Raw genomic sequence first — 19256 nt, 5'->3', positions numbered from 1 at the left:
GGCGCCATGTCTGAGATCCAGAGCCCGCTGCCCCGTCAGGTCGCCGATGCCTACGTCGACGAACTCATCGCCCTCGACCCCGTCACCGGCACCTATCTCGGCGTGAGGGAGAGCTCGGCCAGGCTGCCCGACTACTCACCCGCCGGTCAGCAGGCCCTGGCGGACCTGGCCCGGACGACGCTCGCCCGGCTCGACGAGGCCGAGCTCCGGCCCGGCGCCGACAGCGCCGTGGAGCGCCGCTGCGGGCGGCTGCTGCGCGAGCGCCTCACCGCCGAACTGGCCGTCCACGACGCCGACGAGCACCTGCGCAAGGTCGGCAACATGGACACACCCGGCCACATGGTGCGGGAGATCTTCACGGTGACGCCGACGGAGACGGACGAGGACTGGGCGGCGATCGCCGAGCGGCTGCGCGCGGTGCCCGCCGCCTACGCCGGCTACCGGCAGTCGTTGTCCCTCGGCCTGGACCGCAAGCTGTACGCGGCGCCCCGGCCGACCGCGACGTTCGTGGACCAGCTCACCGAGTGGGCGGGCACCGACGGCAAGGGCCGCGGCTGGTTCGAGGAGTTCGCGTCGGCGGGTCCGGACACGCTGCGCGCGGAGCTGGACGAGGCGGCCCGCGCGGCCACCGCCGCCGTGGTGGAGCTGCGGGACTGGATGCGGGACGTGTACGCGCCGGCCATCGAGGGCTCGGCGGACACCGTGGGCCGTGAGCGCTATGCGCGCCTCTCGCGCTACTTCAACGGCACCGACCTGGACCTGGACGAGGCGTACGCGTACGGCTGGTCGGAGTTCCACCGCATCCTCGGCGAGATGAGGCTGGAGGCGGAGAAGATCCTGCCCGGCGCCGAGACGCCCTGGGTGGCGCTCGCGCACCTCGACGAGCACGGCCGGCACATCGAGGGCGTGGACGAGGTGCGGGAGTGGCTGCAGGGCCTGATGGACCGGGCCATCGCGGACCTGGACGGCACGCACTTCGACCTGGCCGAGCGGGTGCGGCGGGTGGAGTCGTGCATCGCCCCGCCCGGCGGCGCGGCGGCCCCGTACTACACGGCCCCGTCGGAGGACTTCTCCCGTCCCGGCCGCACCTGGCTGCCGACGATGGGGCAGACCCGGTTCCCGGTGTACGACCTGGTGTCGACCTGGTACCACGAGGGCGTGCCCGGCCACCACCTGCAGCTCGCCCAGTGGGCGCACGTCGCGCAGGACCTGTCGCGCTACCAGGCCACGATCGGCGGGGTCAGCGCCAACGCGGAGGGCTGGGCGCTGTACGCGGAGCGCCTGATGGACGAGCTGGGCTACCTCACGGAGCCGGAGGAGCGGCTCGGGTACCTCGACGCGCAGATGATGCGCGCGGCGCGGGTGATCGTCGACATCGGCATGCACCTGGAGCTGGAGATCCCGGTGGACTCGCCGTTCCACCCGGGTGAGTGCTGGACGCCGGAGCTGGCGCAGGAGTTCTTCGGCTCGCACAGCAGCCGGCCCGCGGACTTCGTGGAGAGCGAGCTGACCCGGTACCTGACGATCCCGGGTCAGGCGATCGGCTACAAGCTCGGCGAGCGGGCCTGGCTGCTGGGCCGGGAGAAGGCCCGTGAGCGGCACGGCGAGGAGTTCGACCTGAAGGCCTGGCACATGGCGGCCCTGTCCCAGGGCTCGCTGGGCCTGGACGACCTGGTGGACGAGCTGTCCCAGCTCTGAGCCGCGGGTTCGCGCGGCCGGGTCTCACTCGGGCAGCTTCCTCAGCTGCACCAGCCCCACCCAGGTCTCCGGACCAGGCTGGGCGTAGCCCGCGCGCACGGCGTAGGGTCCCGGCCGCAGCGGCACCCGCAGGTGTCCGGTGCGGTCGGCGGCCCCGCCCGGCCAGGCCGAGTCGAACAGCAGCACCGGTCCGGGCACCTGCCAGCGGACCTCGGGCTGCCACACGGCGGTGTCCAGGGCGGCGGGGACACCGGCGAGCAGTTCGGCCTCGGATTCGGCGGCGCACCAGCGCACGAAGGTGCCCCGCTCGGGCAGGTAGGTGGTGGCTGCGGGCTCGTCCCCGAAGACGAGGGCCGCGCTGTCGCCGACGGGGAGCAGGCCCACGTATCCGTCGACCTCGCAGGCGCGGTCGTAGTCCGTGGCCGGTTCTGCGCTGTCGGCGCCCACCCAGAACGGCAGGACGGTCTCCGGGATAGCTATGAGCGGACCGCCGCCCGATTCCACCCATTCCTGCGCGCCTGGATCCGCGTGTCGCACCATGGGCCCGAACCTACGCGGAACGCGGCGTTCCCATGGGCCTGTTGCTCAACCGGCCCCGGAGTAACGTGAGTTCAGCATCCGCAGTCGCCGTCGACCGGGGCGGTGAGCGGGTCCGCGTCGCGCCGCCGCGCGCCCTCCCAGGTCTCGTACGTGAAGCCCTCACGTGCCCAGTACTCGAAGCCGCCGAGCATCTCCTTGACCCGGTAGCCGAGTTCGGCCAGCGCGAGGGCGGCGCGGGTGGCGCCGTTGCAGCCGGGGCCCCAGCAGTACGTGACCACGGGCACGGCGGGGTCGAGGAGCCGGCCGGCCTGTTCGGGTATGAGCGCGGTCGGCAGGTGGACGGCGCCGGGGAGGTGGCCCTGGTCCCAGGCGTCGGTGGAGCGGGTGTCCACCACGACGAAGCCCGGGTCGCCGTCCGCGGCGAGGGCGGCCGCCACGTCGGAGACGTCGGCGTGGAAGGCGAGGCTCGCGCGGAAGTACGCGGCGGCCTCGGCCGGGGCGGCGGGGGCGACGCGCAGGACGAAGTTCACGGAGGTGGTTGTGGTCATGCGGAAAATCTATGGCGGCGGCCTCGGGCGCTGAAGTGAGGTTCCACGGCGTTCCCCTTGATGTGCCGGGGTTTCCCCTGCTATCCATCCGGGATGACCGCGTATTCCCCGGACGCCACCGACTGGCGCATCCTCGATGTCCTGCAGCGCGACGGCCGTGTGAGCTTCGCCGACCTCGCCCGGGCGGTCTCGATGTCCGCCAGCGCGGTCACCGAGCGGGTGCGGCGGCTGGAGGAGGCCGGGGTCGTCCAGGGCTACGGTGCGGTCGTCGACCTGGAGCGCCTAGGGCTGCCGATCCTGGCGTTCGTGCGGCTGCGGTACCCGAACGGCAACTACAAGCCGTTCCACGACCTGGTGGCGACGACTCCGGAGATCCTGGAGGCGCACCACGTCACCGGCGACGACTGCTTCGTGATCAAGGTCGCCGCCCGTTCCATGCCCCACCTGGAGGAGATCTCGGGCCGGATCGGCGCCCTGGGCTCGGTCACCACGAGCGTGGTGTACTCCTCCCCCCTGCCCCGGCGCCCGCTGGACCGGGCGGAGCCGGGACGGGCGGAACCGGGACGGCCGGACCCGGGCCGCTCACCGCTGCCGCAGTGAGGAGCCCGTTCTGCCCTTGACCACTTCCAGCCGGGCGTGGATCCGGCGGCGGAGGTCACCGACGTGGCTGACGATGCCGACGCTGCGGTCGCGTTCGCGCAGCGAGTCCAGGACGTCCAGCACCTCGTCCAGGGTCTCGTCGTCGAGGCTGCCGAAGCCCTCGTCGATGAAGAGGGTGTCGAGCCGGACGCCGCCGGCCTCGTCGGTGACGACGTCCGCGAGGCCGAGGGCCAGGGCGAGGGAGGCGAAGAATGTCTCGCCGCCGGACAGGGTGGCGGTGTCCCGTTCGCGGCCGGTCCAGGCGTCGACGACGTGCAGGCCGAGCCCGCTGCGCCCGCGTCCGCTGCGGTCGTCGGAGTGGACGAGGGTGTACCGGCCGGCGGACATCCGCCGCAGGCGCACGGTCGCGGCGGCGGCGACCTGTTCCAGCCGGGCCGCGAGCACGTACGACTCCAGACGCATCCGGCGCTCGTTGTCGGCGGAGGTGCCCGCGGTGAGCGCGGCCAGCCGGGCGACCCGGTCGTACTCCTGCCGGAGCGGGGCGAGCCGTCGTACGCCGTCGGTGGCGCGGGCGGAGAGCCGGTCGAGCTGGGTGCGGCAGCGGGCCGCCGCGTCGCGCGCGGAGACGGCCTCGCGCAGCCGCTGTTCCGCCCCCTCCGCGGCCTGCTCGGCGGAGGCCGGGTCCGCGGGCGGCTGTGCCGCCGCGGCCGCGGTGCCGGGCTCGGCGAGCACGGCCCGCACGGCGGCCTCCTCCGCCTGCCGGGCGTCCAGCCGGTGCTGCAGTTCGCGGTGGGCGGCGGCGTCCAGCAGGGCGTCGGCCGCGGTCCGGGGGGTGTCGAAGCCGGCCCGGTAGGCGGCGTCGGCGAGGCGGGCGTCGGCGTCCTTGAGCCGGTGGGCGGCGTCCTCGGCGGCGCGGGTCGCGTCGGCGGCGGCGGTGAGCAGGGCCGCCCGCCGCTCCAGTTGGGCGGCGCGGGCGGCCACGCTGCCGGCACCACCGCGCGCCTGCGTCAACTCCTCCTCCAGCGTGGCCTGTTCGCGGTCCAGTGTCTCGCGCCGGGTGAGGCGGGCGGCCGTCCGCACGGCGGCCTGCTGGCGGTCGGTGAGGCGGCGCTCGCGCTCCTGCTCGGCCCGGCGCAGCTCCTCGTGGGCGGCGTGCAGGGCGGAGGCGTCGCGGCGGGCTCGCGTGAACTCCCGCTCCAGTTCGTCGGCCTCGGCGGCGAGCCGCGCGGTGGGGGCGTCGCCGGCCTCGGCGGTGGCGGCGGCCAGGGCCTCGCGGACGCCGCCGAGCCGCCGTTCGTCCTCGGTGCGCTGCTCCTCGGCCCGCTGGACCGCGGCGAGGGCGCGTTCCTCGGTCTCGCGGTCGACGTGCCCGTCGACCTTGCGGGCGGGCGCGGGGTGTTCGGTGGCACCGCAGACGGCGCAGGGTGCGCCGTCGGTGAGGTGGGCGGCCAGTTCGGCGGCGATGCCGTTCAGGCGCTGTTCCTTGAGGTCGAGCCAGTGGGTGCGGGCGTCCACGGCGCGCTGCGCGGAGGCCAGGGCCCGCTGCCCGGCCTGCTCCAGGCCGGCGGCCAGTTCGTCCCGGGTGCGGGCCGCGGTGAGGCGGCGGCGGGCGGGCTCACGCCGCTCGGCGAGCTGTTCCGCGCGGGTGGCGGCCTGCTGCGCGGCCTCGATACGGGACTGGAGGGCCGTGCGGGTGGGGTCCCAGTCGGCGAGCCAGGCGTCGGCCTCGCACAGGACGTCCTCGTCGGCGCGCTCCTGGTCGTCGAGTCCGGTCCGTTCCCCGGCGAGGGCGGCGAGCCGCTGTTCGGCGCGGCGGGCCGACTCCAGGCCGCCGAGTTCCTCGGCGGTCCGGCGGGCGGCGGCCGCGAGGCCGGTCGCGTCCGCGGCGGCATGCGGGTCGGGCAGTGTCCCGCGCGCGTGGGCCTCCGCGTCGGTGGCCCGGCGGTGCTCGGCCGCGGCGGCCTCGCGCAGCTCCAGCGCGGGTGCCACGGTCTCCGCCTTGCGGGCGCGCTCCATGCGGTCCCGTACCGCGCGGTGCTCGCCGTCCCGCTCCTGGAGACGCTCGGCGCGCTGCCGGGCCTCGGCGAACCGGGCCTGGAGCCGGGCGAGTTCGCGTACGTCACCGAGGGCGCGCCGGGCGGCGGCGTGTGCGGACTCGGCGGCGGTGAGGCGGCATTCGGCGACGGTGAGGCGTTCGCGGGTGGTGCTGCGGGCGACGGCGGCGGCGCCTAGGACCGCTTCGGCCAGGCCCGGTTCGCCGGGGGCGAGGCCGGGCAGGTCCATGGCGTCGCCCGCCTCCTGCTGCATGCGGTGCGCGTCGGCGAGAAGGGTGGTGTCGCCCTCGCGGACCCGGGCCTCGGTCGTGCGCCGGCGGTCGGCGAGGCGCTTCTCGACGTCGGCGAAGCGCTGGGTGTCGAAGAGGCGGCCCAGCAGCCGGCCGCGGGCCTCGGCGTCGGCGCGCAGGAAGCGGGCGAAGTCGCCCTGGGGCAGCAGGACGACCTGGCAGAACTGCTCGCGGCTCATGCCGAGCAGTTGGGTGATCTCCTCGCCGATCTCCTGGTGGGAGCGGCTGAGGTCCCGCCAGGCGCCGGCCGTGGCGTCGTAGCCGCGCAGCCAGGTCTGGGCCTTGTCGACGGTGGTGCCGGTGCCGCGCAGCTTGCGGCGTTCCCAGGGAGGCTGCCGGGTGATCTCCAGGCGGCGTCCGGCGACGGTCAGTTCGAGGCGGACCTCGGTGCGGGTGCCGGGTGCCGCGTGGTCGCTGCGCAGGTTGAGGCCCTGGCCGCTCTGACGGGCGCCGGGGACGGCGCCGTAGAGCGCGTAGCACACGGCGTCCAGGACGGAGGTCTTGCCGGCTCCGGTGGGGCCGTGCAGCAGGAACAGGCCGGCGGCGGAGAGGGCGTCGAAGTCGACGCTCTGGGACCCGCCGAAGGGCCCGAAGGCGGTGATGTCGAGCCGGTGCAGTCTCACCGGGCCACCTCCCGCACGGTGTGGTCGGCGCGGACGGCGTCGAACGCGTCGCGCAGCACGGCCGCCTCCGGCTCGTCCGGGCCCGCGCCGCGCACATGGGCGACGAAGTCCTCGGCGATCTGCTGGTCGCTGCGCCCGGCGAGCCGGCGGGCGTACGACACCTGGGGGTCCTCGGGGGCGCGGTCGGGGGCGAAGACCAGGCTGAGGGTGTGCGGGAACCGCTCGGCGAGGCGGGCCATGGGGTCGGCCGGGCGCACCGGGTCGGTGAGGGTGGCCTCGATCCAGGCGTCCTCGTGGCGGGTCAGTTCCTGGTCGGCGAGGAGGTCGTCCAGCGTGCCGCGGATGCGGGCCAGCGGGCGGGGCACGGGACAGTCGAGGCGCTCCGCGTCGACCGAGCCGTCGGCGGCGAGGTCGACGAGCCACATGCTCTTGCGGTGCTCGGCCTCGGAGAAGGAGTAGGCCAGCGGGGAGCCCGAGTACCGGACGCGGTCGGTGAGGGTCTGGCAGCCGTGCAGATGTCCGAGCGCCACGTAGTCGACGCCGTCGAAGACGCCGGCCGGGACGGCGGCCACGCCCCCGACGGTGATGTCCCGTTCGCTGTCGCTGGGCCGGCCGCCGGTGACGAAGGCGTGCGCGAGGACGACGGAGCGGGTGCCCGGCGGGCGGGCGGCGAGGTCGGCGCGGACGCGCTCCATGGCGGCGCCGAGGACGCTCTCGTGTCCGACCTTGCCGACCCCGAACTCGTCCTTCACCAGGGCCGGTTCGAGGTAGGGCAGTCCGTAGAGCGCGACGTCCCCGTGCGGGTCCCGGAGCACGACCGGGGTGCCCGCCGCGGACGGTTCGGTGCGCAGGTGGATGCCCGCGCGGTCGATGAGTCCGGCGCCGACGCCGAGACGGCGGGCCGAGTCGTGGTTGCCGGAGATCATGACCGTGGGTACGTCGAGGGCGGCGAGGCGGTGCAGGGCGTCGTCGAAGAGTTCGACGGCGGCCAGCGGGGGCACCGCGCGGTCGTACACGTCTCCCGACACGACCACCGCGTCCACCTCGCGCTCGCGCACGGTCGTGACGAGGTGGGTGATGAAGTCGGCCTGGGCGTCGAGCATGTTCACGCGGTGGAACGCCCGGCCCAGATGCCAGTCGGAAGTGTGCAGCAGCCTCATGATCCCCGAAGACTAACGGGCGGGTCTGACATCACGGGCGGTTACTCCCGTATCGGCCCGTTATCGGTCCGTCACACATCGGGACAACCAAGGCAATTGCCTGGAAATGTACTTTCTGTCACGCGTCTCCGTAGGCCTCGCCGCCGAGTTCGAGGGTGGCCGTGCCCGCCGTCGCGTCGGCCAGCCAGGCACGGAAGGCATCCACGTCGGCGTCCGGCAGGCCGATCTCGATGGTGACGGCCTCGCCGTAGCGGACGTCCCGGACCTCGCGTCCGGTGGCGCGCAGATCGTTCTGCACCTTGCCGGCGCGCTGGTGGTCGACGGTCACCGTGGCCAGCCGGAACCGGCGGCGGGTGAGGCTGCCGAGCGCGTCCAGGGCCTCGCCGACCGCTCCGCCGTAGGCCCGGATGAGGCCACCCGCGCCGAGCTTGACGCCCCCGTAATAGCGGGTGACGACGGCGACGACGTAGCGCATGTCCCGGCGCAGCAGCATCTGCAGCATGGGTACGCCCGCGGTGCCGCCCGGTTCTCCGTCGTCGCTCGCCTTCTGCACGCGCGCGTCGGCGCCGATGACGTACGCCCAGCAGTTGTGGGTGGCGTCGGTGTGCTCCTTGCGGACGGAGGCGATGAAGTCCTGCGCCTCCTGCTCGGTGGCGGCCGGGGCGAGGGCGCACAGGAAGCGGGAGCGGTTGACCTCGGTCTCGTGCACGCCCGCGCGGGCGACTGTGCGGTACGCGTCCTGCATCCCGCCACCCTATGCGGTGCCGGAGCGGCGCCCGGGCCGCGGTGAGAGCGTCCTACTTCTTCTTGCCGCGCGGCACGGTGACCGACGTCAGCAGGGCGGTGCGCGGGGCGAGGGCCGGCCAGCCGGTGCCGCGCCAGGCGAGTTCGGCGATGGCGGCGGTCGGGAACTTCGAGCGCACCTGGTCGAGCGTGTCGTCGAGCCCGTCCCCGGCCAGCTCCAGGACCAGCTCCGCGAGGCCGGGGTTGTGCCCGACGAGCAGCAGCGTCTCCACCTCTGAGGGCGTCTCGTGCACGACCTCCAGCAGGTCCGCCACGGTGGCCGCGTACAGCCGGCGGTCGTGGCGCACCGGGGGCGGGGTGCCCCACTCGGCGGAGGCGAGTTCCCAGGTCTCCCGCGCGCGTACGGCGGTGGAGCAGACGGCGAGGTCGGGAAGCCGGTCGGCCTCCGCGAGGGCACGTCCGGCGGCCGGGGCGTCCCGCAGCCCGCGCGGCGCCAGCGGGCGCCGGTGATCGGCGACGCCCTCGGGCCACGCCGACTTCGCGTGCCGCAGCACGACCAGGTGCCGCAGCGGTCCCGCGCCCGCGCGCGCGATCATGCGGGGCTCCCGAGACCGCTCAGGAGATCGAGGGCCACGAGTCGTTCGGCGTACGCGTACGTCTCGAAGCGGGCGCCGCCGGGCAGGCCGGACGCGGTCTCCACGTCCCGCAGGACCGCGAGCACCGCGGGCAGGTCCAGATCGTCCTCCCAGGCGTCCCGCAACCGCCCCCGCACCTCGTCGGGCACCGGCCGTGAGGGCTCCCGCGCCCATCCGGCCACCGCCCCCCGCCACCGCGCGAGCGTCTCCCCCGCCTGCCGAAGGGCTTCCCCGTCGAGGCGCACCGGGCTCGTCCGGGGCACAGAGAGGAGAGCCAGCCGAAGCGCCGCGGGGTCGGCGAGGAGACCGCCGAGCGCGGCGACCGGGTCCGGCCCGGGAACGGGGGCGGGACGGGTCGGCCCCTCCTCCCAGGCAGCCGCCGCCACCGCCAGCACCGAGCCGGTTCCGCGCGCGGGCGGCGTCCCCTCCGGCTCCCCCTCCCCCGCGCTCTCCCCCGCAGCCTTCGCCCTCACCTGGACCACCTGGGCATCGCCCAGGGTCGGGGCCGGGTCGTGGGCGTCTTCGAAGGGGCGGATGCCGAGGGTCGTGGCGGCTGTGCGCAGCTCGGCGAGGTGGTGGGGGGCGGTGAGGGTGGCCCAGACGGGGGTGCCGCCGAGTTCCAGGGCGCGTACCAGCACGTCCGCGGTGAGCAGCACGCGCAGGGCGGTGAGGTCGAGGCCGGGGACGTACGCCTCGACGCGGGTCAGGCCCCGGCGTGCGGGGGCGGCGGGGGCGGGCTCACCGGTTCGGGCGTCGAGGATGCGCAGCACAGTGCGAGCGTAGGCGCGCGAGCCGCCGGATGCGGGCACCTCGCGCCGATTCCGGGCACCGTGCCGGGCCGCCGTGGCGGGAATCAGTGCCCCGGGGGCGCTGTTGCCCCGACGACAGTTCCCCGCAGCCTGAGGAGGCGGCCGTGTACGGCGACGAAGCGACCATCCGCAGGATCCTGACCGAGCTGGGCGACACCTGGGCGGTGGTCGGCCTGTCCTCGAACCAGCGGCGGGCGGCCTACGGGGTGGCCCGGGTGCTCCAGCGGTACGGCAAGCGGGTCGTGCCGGTGCACCCGAAGGCGGAGACGGTGCACGGCGAGCGGGGCTACGCCTCCCTGGCGGACATCCCCTTCGCGGTGGACGTCGTCGACGTCTTCGTCAACAGCGAGCTGGCCGGCGCGGTCGCCGACGAGGCCGTGGCGAAGGGCGCGAAGGCGGTGTGGTTCCAGCTCGGCGTCGTCGACGAGGCCGCCCAGGAGCGGACCCGGGCAGCTGGTCTGGACATGGTGATGGACCGCTGCCCGGCGATCGAAATTCCCCTCCTGGGATAGCCTGTCTCACCTTCTTCTCACAATTCACCGCTGAATATTGACATTCGGTTCGATCCCTGACCTGTGCGAAGACCGCCCCCAAGACACGCAAGATCCTGGGTCAAGTTTTCGGAAACAGTCTTTTGGTATCGGGGAAAGTCTCCCTAGCCTGTGGCGTCCTTGCTCGTTAATCCTGTGTTTACGATCTGAGAGGCCACTCGTACATGGTGAATGTCGACCATGCAGCAGCGCCTGTAGCCACGAAGGAACCCGGCGGCGGCCTGCGCCGTGACGTCGGGCTGATCGGTCTGATGTGGGCCTCGGTGGGCTCCATCATCGGGTCCGGCTGGCTCTTCGGCGCCGAGAAGGCGGTCGTGGTGGCCGGCCCCGCGGCGATCATCTCGTGGGTGATCGGCGCGGTGGCCATCGTGCTGCTGGCACTCGTGCACGCCGAACTCGGCGGCATGTTCCCGGTCGCCGGCGGTACCGCCCGCTACCCGCACTACGCGTTCGGCGGCCTGGCCGGCATGTCGTTCGGCTGGTTCTCCTGGCTCCAGGCCGCGACCGTGGCACCGATCGAGGTCGAGGCCATGATCGGTTACGCGAAGCACTGGCAGTGGGCCGAAGGCCTGCAGCACGCCGACGGCACCCTGAGCACCAGCGGTTTCACCGTCGCCGTCGTCCTGATGGCGATCTTCGTCGCCGTCAACTTCTTCGGTGTCCGCGCCCTGGCGCACACCAACAGCGCCGCCACCTGGTGGAAGATCGCCGTCCCGCTCGCGGCGATCTTCATCATCGCGATCGGCAACTTCCACCCGGGCAACTTCACCTCCGAGGGCTTCGCCCCGTTCGGCGCCAAGGGTGTGCTCGGCGCGATCAGCTCCAGCGGCATCATCTTCGCGCTGCTGGGCTTCGAACAGGCGATCCAGCTGGCCGGTGAGAGCCGCAACCCCAAGCGGGACCTGCCGCGTGCGACCCTCGGCTCGGTCGCGATCGGCGCCGTGATCTACATCCTGCTCCAGGTCGTGTTCATCCTCGCGCTGCCGCACGCCTCGTTCGCGCACGGCTGGGCCAAGCTCGCCTACGCCGGCATCAGCGGCCCCTGGGCGGGCCTCGCCACCGTGGTGGGCCTCGGCTGGCTGGGCTTCGTGCTGTACCTCGACGCGATCATCTCCCCCGGCGGCACCGGCCTGATCTACACCACCGCCACCTCCCGCGTCTCCTTCGGCCTGGCCAAGAACGGCTACGCGCCGAAGCTCTTCGCCAAGACGGACTCCCGCGGTGTGCCGTGGTTCGGTCTGATCATCTCGTTCGTCACCGGTGTGATCTGCTTCCTGCCGTTCCCCAGCTGGCAGGAACTGGTCAGCTTCATCACCTCGGCGAGCGTCCTGATGTACGCGGGCGCCCCGCTGGCGTACGGTGTCTTCTCCGACCGGCTGCCGGGTCACGAGCGCCCGTACCGACTGCCCGGCGGCAAGATCGTCTCGCCGGTGTCCTTCGTGGTCGCCAACCTGATCATCTACTGGGCCGGCTGGGACACGCTGTGGCGGCTCGGCTTCGCGATCCTGCTCGGCTACGTGCTGCTCGGCTCGTACGCCTGGTACGCCATCCGCAAGGGCCTGCCCGACGCGCCCCGGCTGGACTTCAAGGCCGCGCAGTGGCTGCCCGCGTACCTGGTGGGCATCGGCGTGATCTCCTGGCAGGGCGGCTTCGGCGGCCAGGGCCACATCGGCCTGTGGTGGGACATCGCGGTCGTCGCGGCCTTCTCGATCGGCATCTACTACTGGGCCAAGGCCACCGCCTCCAAGACCGAGCAGATCCAGCGTGACATCGAGGAGGTCGTGGTCACGGACGCCCCGGCGCACTGACCCTCGCTCCTCATGACGGTGTCCCGTCGGCCGCTCCTGGCCGGCGGGACACCGTCATGAGGAGGTGTCTTTGCCGCCGACCCGCTCGGTGAGCCGGTGGTCAGCGGCGTTCAGCGCCTCGTTTACCAGGCGACGCAGATGACCGTCGGTGAGGGCGTACACCACGCGGCGGCCCTCCTTGCGGGTCGTCACCAGGCCGGCCAGGCGCAGCCGGGCGAGATGCTGGCTGACGGCGGGCCGGGCCGCGCCGCAGGCCCCGGTGAGCGTGCTGACGTCGGCCTCGCCCGCGGTCAGGGCGTGCATCAGGCTGAGGCGGGTGCGGTCGCCGAGCAGCGCCAGGAGTTCCGCCGCGAGCGTGAAGTGTTCCGCGCCGGGTGTGCGCGGGTGCGCATGATGCGCAGGTGACAGGTGCATGCGTGCGCTCATACGCACATAATGGCTCGATGGACGCCCGTACGTCCACACGGCCACCGGAAGGGGACCCTCGTGACCGACCGGCACACCCACCAACACGAGCACGACCACGACCACCATGACGCCCACGCGCACGCGCACGTCCACGGGCACCCGCACCCCCACCCCTCGCGCGGCCCCGGGCACCGGCTGGCGCACCTCCTCACCCCCCACTCCCACGCGAGCGCCGACAAGGTGGACCCGGCGCTGGAGTCGTCAGCGCGCGGGATGCGGGCGCTGTGGGTGTCGCTGGCCGTGCTGGGCGTGACCGCCGCCGCCCAGGGGGTGGTGGTCGCGCTGTCCGGCTCGGTGGCACTGCTCGGGGACTCGGTGCACAACGCCGCCGACGCGCTGACGGCCGTACCGCTGGGCATCGCCTTCGTGCTGGGTCGGCGGGCGGCGACCCGGCGCTTCACCTACGGCTACGGCCGAGCGGAGGACCTGGCGGGGCTCGTGATCGTGCTGACCATCGCCGTATCCGCGGCCTTCGCCGCCTGGACGGCCGTCGTACGGCTGCTGGACCCGCGGCCGGTCGAGCACGTGCCGGCGGTCGCGGTGGCCGCGCTCGTCGGGTTCGCGGGCAACGAGTGGGTGGCCCGGTACCGGATGCGGGCGGGGCGCGAGATCGGGTCGGCCGCGCTGGTCGTCGACGGGCTGCACGCCCGCACCGACGGGTTCGCCTCGCTGGCCGTACTCCTGGGCGCCGGTGGGGCCGCGCTGGGATGGCCGTTGGCCGACCCCGTCGTGGGGCTGGTGATCACCGCCGCGATCGCGCTGGTACTGCGGGACGCGGCACGGGAGGTGTTCCGGCGGATGATGGACGCCGTCGATCCGGAACTGGTGGACCGGGCCGAGCGAGCCGTGCGGGGCGTGCCGGGCGTGCGCGAGGTGGGGGAACTGCGGCTCCGCTGGATCGGGCACCGGCTGCGGGCCGAACTGGCGGTCGTGGTGGACGGTGATGTGACCGTACGGCAGGCGCACGCGGTCGCCGTCGACGCCGAACACGCGCTGCTGCACGCCGTACCGAGGCTGACGGCCGCCCTCGTGCACGCCGATCCGGCGCCGGCTCCGGGCGAGACGGACCCGCATCTGGCGCTGGCCCACCACCTGACGGCGTGAACCGGGGCCGGACCTTGTCCGGCCCGGAATCGCCCGAGGCCGGGAGATCTCCGGCTCAGGCGAGCCCGAGTCCCTCCAGCACCACCGCTCCCGGCAGTTCGGCGAACGCCTTGCCCGGCACCAGCAGCTTGCCACGGCGGCGGCCGCTGCCCACGAGGACGTACGGCAGGTCGACGACCGCTGGGTCCACGAACAGCGGCCAGCCGGAGGGCAGTCCCACCGGTGTGATGCCGCCGTACTCCATGCCGGTCTCGCCGGTCGCCGTGTCCATCGAGGCGAACGACGCCTTGCGTGCGCCCAGTTGACGGCGGACGAGACCGTTGACGTCGGCCCGCGTGGTCGACAGCACCAGGCATGCGGCGAGCGTGGTCTCGCCGCCCCGCTTGCCGGCGACCACCACGCAGTTCGCGGACCGTTCCACCAGGTCGCTGCCGTAGTGCTCGACGAAGACGGCGGTGTCGGCCCACTCCGGTTCGGTGTCGACGTACAGGATCCGCTCGGCGGGGACGCCGCCCTGCCAGTGCCGTACGGCGTCGGCGACGGGAGCGATCAGTGCGTCGAGGCAGTCCGGGGCTGGGGTGGCGGAGTCGAAGTTTCCGATCGGTACGCGCATGGCCGCACGCTAACAAGCCTCAGGCCACGGGCGGCACGGAGACCGCCATGATCATCTCCATCGGGACCTCGCCGCGGTTGCCGTAGACGTGGGGCGTGTTCGCCTCGAAGGAGGCACTGGCTCCGGCGGGGACGAGGTGGTCCTCGCCGTCCACGGTCAGCGTCAGTTCACCCGCGGTGACGTGGACCAGTTCGACGGTGCCACCGGGGTGCGGTTCGGAGGGACTGCTCTCCCCCGGCATCAGCCGCCAGTCCCACATCTCCAGCGGTCCGGGGGCCTCGGTGCCGGCCAGCAGCCGGTTGTAGCTGCCGGCGTCCGTGTGCCACAGCCGTACGGCCCGGTCGACGGGGACGATGCGGACCCGTGGGCCCCGCTCGTAGTCCAGGAGGGTGGTGACGCTGACGCCGAGCGCGTCACCGATCTTGACGACGGTGCCGATGCTCGGGTTGGTGCGGGCCTGCTCGATCTGGATGAGCATCCCGCGACTGACACCGGCCCGGGCCGCGAGCACATCGAGGGTGAAGCCGCGCACCGCGCGCCAGTGCTTGACGTTGCGCGCCAGGGATTGGGTCAGGAGTTCGAGGTCCGACACATTCCGTCCATTATGCAAGAAGTCAAATATCTTCGATGACAGAGTTCAATTCAGTGAACTACCGTGTGATGCACCTGATCGTTCACCGAACTGTACTGCGAGGCGGGCCGTGACAGCATTCTTCGCCCTGACCACCAGTCTCCTTTGGGGACTGGCCGATTTCGGCGGCGGGCTGCTCACACGACGTACGCCCGCGCTGACCGTGGTGGTCATCTCCCAGACCATCGCGACGGCCGTCCTGGGCGTGATCGTGGTCGCCACCGGCGGCTGGAGCGAGGCCGGCCCCCGACTGTGGTTCGCGTTCGCCGCCGGGCTCGTCGGGCCGGTGGCCATGATCTCCTTCTACAAGGCGCTGGCGCTCGGTCCCATGGGCGTGGTCTCCCCGCTCGCCACGCTGAGCGTGGCCGTCCCCGTGAGCGTCGGCCTCTTCCTGGGCGAGCGGCCGGGCCTGCTGCAGGTCGCGGGGATCGCGGTCGCGGTCTTCGGTGTCGTGCTGGCCGGCGGCCCACAACTGCGGGGCGCCGCGGTGCAGCGGCGCACGATCCTGCTCACGCTGGTCGCGGCCCTCGGCTTCGGCGCGGTGTTCGTGCTGATCTCCGAGGCCTCGACCACCCTCACCGGTCTGTTCCTGGCGCTGTTCGTGCAGCGGGTGACGAACGTGGCGGCGGGCGGAGCCGCCCTGTACGTGTCCGTCCGCCGGGGCGCCGCAGCGCTGCCGGAGGGCGGTCTCGCCTGGTCCGCGCTGCCCGCGCTGGGCTTCGTCGGCCTCGCCGACGTGGCGGCCAACGGCACCTACTCCGTCGCCGCCCACCACGGCCCGGTCACCGTGGCGGCGGTGCTCGCCTCGCTGTACCCGGTGGTGACCGCGCTGGCGGCGCGCGGTTTCCTCAGCGAACGACTGCGGGCCGTGCAGGCGGCGGGCGCGGGCCTCGCCCTGCTGGGCACACTGCTGCTGGCCACCGGCTGAGCGCCGGCCGACCGCCGCCCGCCCGGCGACGGGCTCAGCCGTCGGCCTCCAGCCGGGCCAGCCGCTCGATGCCGTCCTCGTCGAGACCGGCCAGCGCCAGCAACTGCTCCGGCGTCGTGCCGTCGGGGATCGGCACCGGGGCAGGCGTCCTGAGCGGCGGCTGCCAGCCGTCGTCGGGCGTCCAGCGCCGTACGACCCGGGCGGGTGCCCCGGCCACCACGGCGTGGTCGGGCACCGCGCCCCGCACCACCGCGCCGGCCGCGACGACCACGTTCCGCCCGATCCGCGCACCCGGCAGGATCACCGCGCCGGTGCCGATCCAGCAGCCCGCGCCGATCTCCACCGGCTCCATCCGGGGCCACTGCTTGCCGATGGGCTGGTCCGGATCGTCGTAGGAGTGATTGGTGGAGGTGACGTACACGTACGGCCCGAAGTAGCAGTCGCTGCCGATGGTGACCGTCGTGTCGGCGATGACGTGACTGCCGCGGCCGAGGACGACCCCGTCCCCGATGCGCAGGATCGGCTCCGGGCCGAGGTCCAGGTCGGGCATCAGACCGGCGGTGAGGGTGACCTGCTCGCCGATGATGCAGTGCGCGCCCAGATGGATCCACGGCTCGCCGAAGACCGTGCCCAGCGGGAACGCGAGCCTGGTCGACTCCCCGATCGCTCCGAAGCGGTAGCCCGCGGGATGCTCGGCCGTGACCGATCCCCGGCGCTGCGCCCAGGCCCAGGCCGCGTGGACGGCTCGCTGGGCGAGACCGCGTCGCCAGGACGAGAACGTGTTCTTGGGCTCGGGCACGGGCTCACGTTACTCATCGGTTGCCTCGGGCGAGAGAGTGGGCTGCTGTGATCTTTGCCCCATGTCTGACGTACTGTGCGCGTACGCGCGCGTGCCGCTGAGGACACCGGGACGCGAGGACACCAGGACCTGGGGAGACGGTGAGACGGCGATGACGCACAAGGCGCTGGTCGTGGGTATCGGCGGCAAGGAGCCGCAGATCGATCCGGAGGCGTTCGTGGCGCCCACGGCCTCGGTGATCGGGGACGTGACGCTGGGCGCGGGAGCGAGCGTCTGGTACGGGGCCGTGGTGCGCGGGGACGTCGAGCGGATCGTCGTCGGCGCGGACGCGAACGTGCAGGACAACGTGACGCTGCACGCCGATCCCGGGTTTCCGGTGAGCGTCGGTGAGCGGGTGTCCATCGGGCACAACGCGGTGGTGCACGGGGCGACCGTGGAGGACGACTGCCTGATCGGGATGGGGGCGACCGTGCTGAACGGGGCGGTGATCGGGGCGGGGTCGCTCGTCGCCGCGCAGGCGTTGGTGCCGCAGGGGATGGTGGTGCCGGCGGGGTCGTTGGTGGCGGGGGTGCCGGCGAAAGTGCGGCGCGAGCTCAGCCAGGAAGAGCGTGAGGGCGTTACTCTCAACGGCACCCTGTATGCGGAGTTGGGGAAGGCGCATCGGGGGGTGCATGAGTAGGGGGCGTGGGCGGGTGCGGGTGCGTTGTGGCTTGTCGCGCCCACGCGGCGGAGCCGCACATCGATACAGCCCCGCGCCCCTGAGGGGCGCGTTCAGTCGGCGGCGTTCACAGGTTGCCGTTCCCGCTCCGCCGGCTGGTTCTTCTTCGCCTTGCGTTTGAGGATCAGCATGGAGGTCAGGCCGATGACCACGGCCACCACCAGGCCCAGCCAGGAGAACTTCTTCAGCCAGCCTTCTGCCACTACGCCCACGTAGTAGATGACGGCTGTGGTGCCGCCGGCCCAGCAGATGCCGCCGAGGACGTTGGCGATCAGGAACTTCCAGTAGGGCATGTGGAGGACGCCGGCGAGGGGGCCCGCGAAGATGCGGAGGAGGGCGACGAAGCGGCCGAAGAAGACCGCCCACATGCCCCACTTCTCGAAGGAGCGCTCGGCGGTGGCCACGTGGCCACCGCTGAAGTGCTTCGGGAACTTTCCGCCCAGCCAGGCGAGCAGGGGGCGTCCGCCCTTTCGGCCGATCGCGTAGCCGATGGAGTCTCCGATCACCGCGCCGGCGGTCGCGCAGGCGCCGAGGACGATCGGGTTGATCCCGGAGGAGTGCTGGGAGGACATGAGCGCCGCGGAGACCAGGATGATCTCGCCCGGCAGCGGGATGCCCAGGCTCTCCAGACCGATCACCAGGGCCACCATCGCGTAGACGGCGCCCGCGGGGACCGAGTCGAGCCATTCCTGGACGTGCACGCCCCGTTCCTCCCGTGTAGCCGTCCCTGCCCTGTCAGACGCCAAGGCTACCCGGTCGGGTTGCGCGCGGACGGAGCAGCGCGCGTCACATCCGGCGGGCGATCAGGCGGTAGGCGTTGGCCAGGCCGAGGCGGTGGGAGAGGGGCCGGACCGCGAGGCGGTCGAGGAGGGTGGCCAGGGCCAGGGCCGGCACCCCGCCGAGCAGGAGGGCCGTGCGCAGCGCCCGGCGGAGGCGGCCGGGTGGCTCGGGCAGCCAGGGCACGTCCTCGCGCGGGGCGGTGTTGTCCAGGGCCAGCCAGACGGCGGCGAGGAGGTCGACCGGGTCGTGCGGCTCGGCGTGCTGCTCCGCGACCACCGTGAAGCCGAGGTCGGTGAGGCGGCGCCGCAGATTGGCCACGGGCATGAAGTGCAGGTGCTGTGGTTGCAGCCAGGGCAGCCACCAGCGGCCGAGGAGGCGGGCGTACCGGCTCTCCGGGTCCGGCACCTCGATCAGCAGGTGCCCGCCGGGGCGGACCACCTCGCGGGCGGCTCTCAGTTCCCGGTCGGGATCGGTGCTGTGCTCGAGGTAGTGGAACATGCTGACGACGTCGTAGTGGGCCGTGAGGTCGGGTGCCAGGTCGGGGAAGGCGCCCCGGTAGGCCTGCTCGACGCGGCCCTCACGGGCGGCGAGATCGACACCCTCCGTGAAGTCGAGCCCGTCGAACGCGGTGCCGGGCAGGACCGTGCGGGCGGCCTCGCAGAAGTGGCCGTGGCCGGTGCCGACGTCGAGCCACTTCTTCGGGACCGGGTCGTGCGGCAGCATCGCCTGGGCCCGGCCGACGTACATCGCGGCCCGTCCGCCGAAGGTGCCGCTCATGCGCTGTTCGCCCAGGCCGTCGTAGAAGTCGCGGTAGTAGAACTCCAGCCCTTCGGTTGTCAGTTGGGGATTCTGGAAGGTGTGGCCGCAGTCCGTGCAGCGGTCCAGGGTGAAGCGGCCGGGTTTGTGCTGGAGGAGGTCGGTGGTGCGCAGCCGGGTGGTCAGCCGTGCGGAGGAGCACCAGGGGCAGGTGGTGCGCCGGGGGCCGAGGAAGCGGTCGGGCCCGGCGGCGAGGTCGGCCTGGTAGGCGGGGCGCAGGGCGGCGATCCGGGCGGCGCGGTCGGTGTCCTTCTTGGGGTCGGTCATCGGCTCTCCGTTGTCCGTCATCGGCTCTGCGGGGTTCCTCGTCGGAAGCGTGCGGTCCGGCGTCGGCTTGCC

The 19256-nt window shown here is 73.2% G+C and carries 19 protein-coding genes and 1 pseudogene; 7 read left to right on the top strand and 13 right to left on the bottom strand.

Going from position 1 to position 19256, the window contains the following annotated elements; genetic code table 11:
* The first annotated feature begins 6 nt into the window (after positions 1-6).
* Positions 7-1698, top strand: a complete 1692-nt coding sequence (locus ABZ854_RS02650; RefSeq protein ID WP_361203069.1) for a DUF885 domain-containing protein — start codon at positions 7-9, stop codon at positions 1696-1698.
* Positions 1699-1722: 24 nt separating this feature from the next.
* Here the strand turns inward: ABZ854_RS02650 and ABZ854_RS02645 are convergent, their stop codons facing one another.
* Both ABZ854_RS02645 and ABZ854_RS02640 read right to left on the bottom strand, forming a co-directional pair.
* On the bottom strand, positions 1723-2238 hold the full coding sequence (locus ABZ854_RS02645) for an immunity 21 family protein (protein ID WP_361203066.1): 516 nt from the start codon (positions 2236-2238) through the stop codon (positions 1723-1725).
* Between the two features lie 71 nt (positions 2239-2309).
* Entirely contained in the window at positions 2310-2786 is a 477-nt protein-coding gene (locus ABZ854_RS02640) for a rhodanese-like domain-containing protein (RefSeq protein WP_361203063.1), read from the bottom strand.
* Between the two features lie 93 nt (positions 2787-2879).
* Between ABZ854_RS02640 and ABZ854_RS02635 the strand changes: the two are divergent.
* Positions 2880-3323: pseudogene (locus tag ABZ854_RS02635) on the top strand (Lrp/AsnC family transcriptional regulator); the annotation flags it as partial.
* Positions 3324-3368: 45 nt separating this feature from the next.
* Here the strand turns inward: ABZ854_RS02635 and ABZ854_RS02630 are convergent.
* From ABZ854_RS02630 to ABZ854_RS02610, 5 genes are all read right to left on the bottom strand, one after another.
* The gene (locus ABZ854_RS02630) at positions 3369-6353 is read right to left on the bottom strand and encodes an SMC family ATPase (RefSeq protein ID WP_361203060.1); all 2985 of its coding nucleotides are present in this window, start codon (positions 6351-6353) and stop codon (positions 3369-3371) included.
* The gene (locus tag ABZ854_RS02625; protein ID WP_361203057.1) at positions 6350-7513 is read right to left on the bottom strand and encodes an exonuclease SbcCD subunit D; all 1164 of its coding nucleotides are present in this window, start codon (positions 7511-7513) and stop codon (positions 6350-6352) included. The genes ABZ854_RS02630 and ABZ854_RS02625 overlap by 4 nt, the downstream gene beginning before the upstream one ends.
* Before the next feature lie 118 nt (positions 7514-7631).
* A complete protein-coding gene (locus ABZ854_RS02620; RefSeq protein ID WP_361203054.1) occupies positions 7632-8258 on the bottom strand; it encodes a YigZ family protein in 627 nt (208 codons plus the stop codon).
* A gap of 52 nt (positions 8259-8310) precedes the next feature.
* Positions 8311-8853, bottom strand: coding sequence for a histidine phosphatase family protein (locus ABZ854_RS02615; protein ID WP_361203051.1), 543 nt, complete (start codon positions 8851-8853; stop codon positions 8311-8313).
* Positions 8850-9662, bottom strand: a complete 813-nt coding sequence (locus ABZ854_RS02610; protein ID WP_361203048.1) for a hypothetical protein — start codon at positions 9660-9662, stop codon at positions 8850-8852. The genes ABZ854_RS02615 and ABZ854_RS02610 overlap by 4 nt, the downstream gene beginning before the upstream one ends.
* A 143-nt stretch (positions 9663-9805) precedes the next feature.
* On the opposite strand from ABZ854_RS02610, the gene ABZ854_RS02605 reads away from it, so the two are divergent.
* Both ABZ854_RS02605 and ABZ854_RS02600 read left to right on the top strand, forming a co-directional pair.
* Positions 9806-10213 (top strand): CoA-binding protein, encoded by a 408-nt coding sequence (locus ABZ854_RS02605; RefSeq protein WP_361203045.1) that lies wholly within the window; start codon positions 9806-9808, stop codon positions 10211-10213.
* A 203-nt stretch (positions 10214-10416) separates the two neighbouring features.
* Positions 10417-12060: an APC family permease gene (locus tag ABZ854_RS02600; protein ID WP_361203042.1), complete on the top strand. Its 1644-nt coding sequence runs from the start codon at positions 10417-10419 to the stop codon at positions 12058-12060.
* A 54-nt stretch (positions 12061-12114) separates the two neighbouring features.
* Here the strand turns inward: ABZ854_RS02600 and ABZ854_RS02595 are convergent, their stop codons facing one another.
* On the bottom strand, positions 12115-12486 hold the full coding sequence (locus ABZ854_RS02595; protein WP_361203040.1) for a metalloregulator ArsR/SmtB family transcription factor: 372 nt from the start codon (positions 12484-12486) through the stop codon (positions 12115-12117).
* Positions 12487-12546: 60 nt separating this feature from the next.
* Here ABZ854_RS02595 and ABZ854_RS02590 point away from each other — a divergent pair, with 60 nt between their 5' ends.
* A complete protein-coding gene (locus ABZ854_RS02590) occupies positions 12547-13632 on the top strand; it encodes a cation diffusion facilitator family transporter (protein ID WP_361203037.1) in 1086 nt (361 codons plus the stop codon).
* A 55-nt stretch (positions 13633-13687) separates the two neighbouring features.
* Here ABZ854_RS02590 and ABZ854_RS02585 read toward each other — a convergent pair whose 3' ends face one another.
* The gene (locus ABZ854_RS02585) at positions 13688-14245 is read right to left on the bottom strand and encodes a YbaK/EbsC family protein (protein ID WP_361203034.1); all 558 of its coding nucleotides are present in this window, start codon (positions 14243-14245) and stop codon (positions 13688-13690) included.
* A gap of 19 nt (positions 14246-14264) precedes the next feature.
* Positions 14265-14837, bottom strand: a complete 573-nt coding sequence (locus ABZ854_RS02580) for an XRE family transcriptional regulator (RefSeq protein WP_361203032.1) — start codon at positions 14835-14837, stop codon at positions 14265-14267.
* A gap of 109 nt (positions 14838-14946) precedes the next feature.
* On the opposite strand from ABZ854_RS02580, the gene ABZ854_RS02575 reads away from it, so the two are divergent.
* The gene (locus tag ABZ854_RS02575; protein ID WP_361203029.1) at positions 14947-15804 is read left to right on the top strand and encodes an EamA family transporter; all 858 of its coding nucleotides are present in this window, start codon (positions 14947-14949) and stop codon (positions 15802-15804) included.
* A 34-nt stretch (positions 15805-15838) separates the two neighbouring features.
* Here ABZ854_RS02575 and ABZ854_RS02570 read toward each other — a convergent pair whose 3' ends face one another.
* Positions 15839-16603 carry an acyltransferase gene (locus ABZ854_RS02570; protein WP_129310571.1) on the bottom strand — a complete coding sequence of 255 codons (765 nt, stop codon included), beginning with the start codon at positions 16601-16603 and terminating at the stop codon, positions 15839-15841.
* A gap of 151 nt (positions 16604-16754) precedes the next feature.
* Here ABZ854_RS02570 and ABZ854_RS02565 point away from each other — a divergent pair, with 151 nt between their 5' ends.
* Positions 16755-17282: a gamma carbonic anhydrase family protein gene (locus ABZ854_RS02565; RefSeq protein ID WP_361203507.1), complete on the top strand. Its 528-nt coding sequence runs from the start codon at positions 16755-16757 to the stop codon at positions 17280-17282.
* A 92-nt stretch (positions 17283-17374) separates the two neighbouring features.
* On the opposite strand, the gene ABZ854_RS02560 is transcribed toward ABZ854_RS02565, so the two are convergent.
* Together ABZ854_RS02560 and ABZ854_RS02555 are read right to left on the bottom strand one after the other, a co-directional pair.
* Positions 17375-18022 carry a DedA family protein gene (locus tag ABZ854_RS02560; RefSeq protein ID WP_361203025.1) on the bottom strand — a complete coding sequence of 216 codons (648 nt, stop codon included), beginning with the start codon at positions 18020-18022 and terminating at the stop codon, positions 17375-17377.
* A gap of 85 nt (positions 18023-18107) precedes the next feature.
* Positions 18108-19205, bottom strand: coding sequence for a class I SAM-dependent methyltransferase (locus ABZ854_RS02555; RefSeq protein ID WP_361203022.1), 1098 nt, complete (start codon positions 19203-19205; stop codon positions 18108-18110).
* Positions 19206-19256 lie beyond the last annotated feature (51 nt).

This window comes from Streptomyces sp. NPDC047028 (assembly GCF_040644095.1).
In the GTDB taxonomy this organism is placed as follows: Bacteria; Actinomycetota; Actinomycetes; order Streptomycetales; family Streptomycetaceae; genus Streptomyces.
The sequence above is the reverse complement of the archived record's forward strand: the minus strand, read 5'-3'. Positions and strand labels throughout refer to the sequence as shown.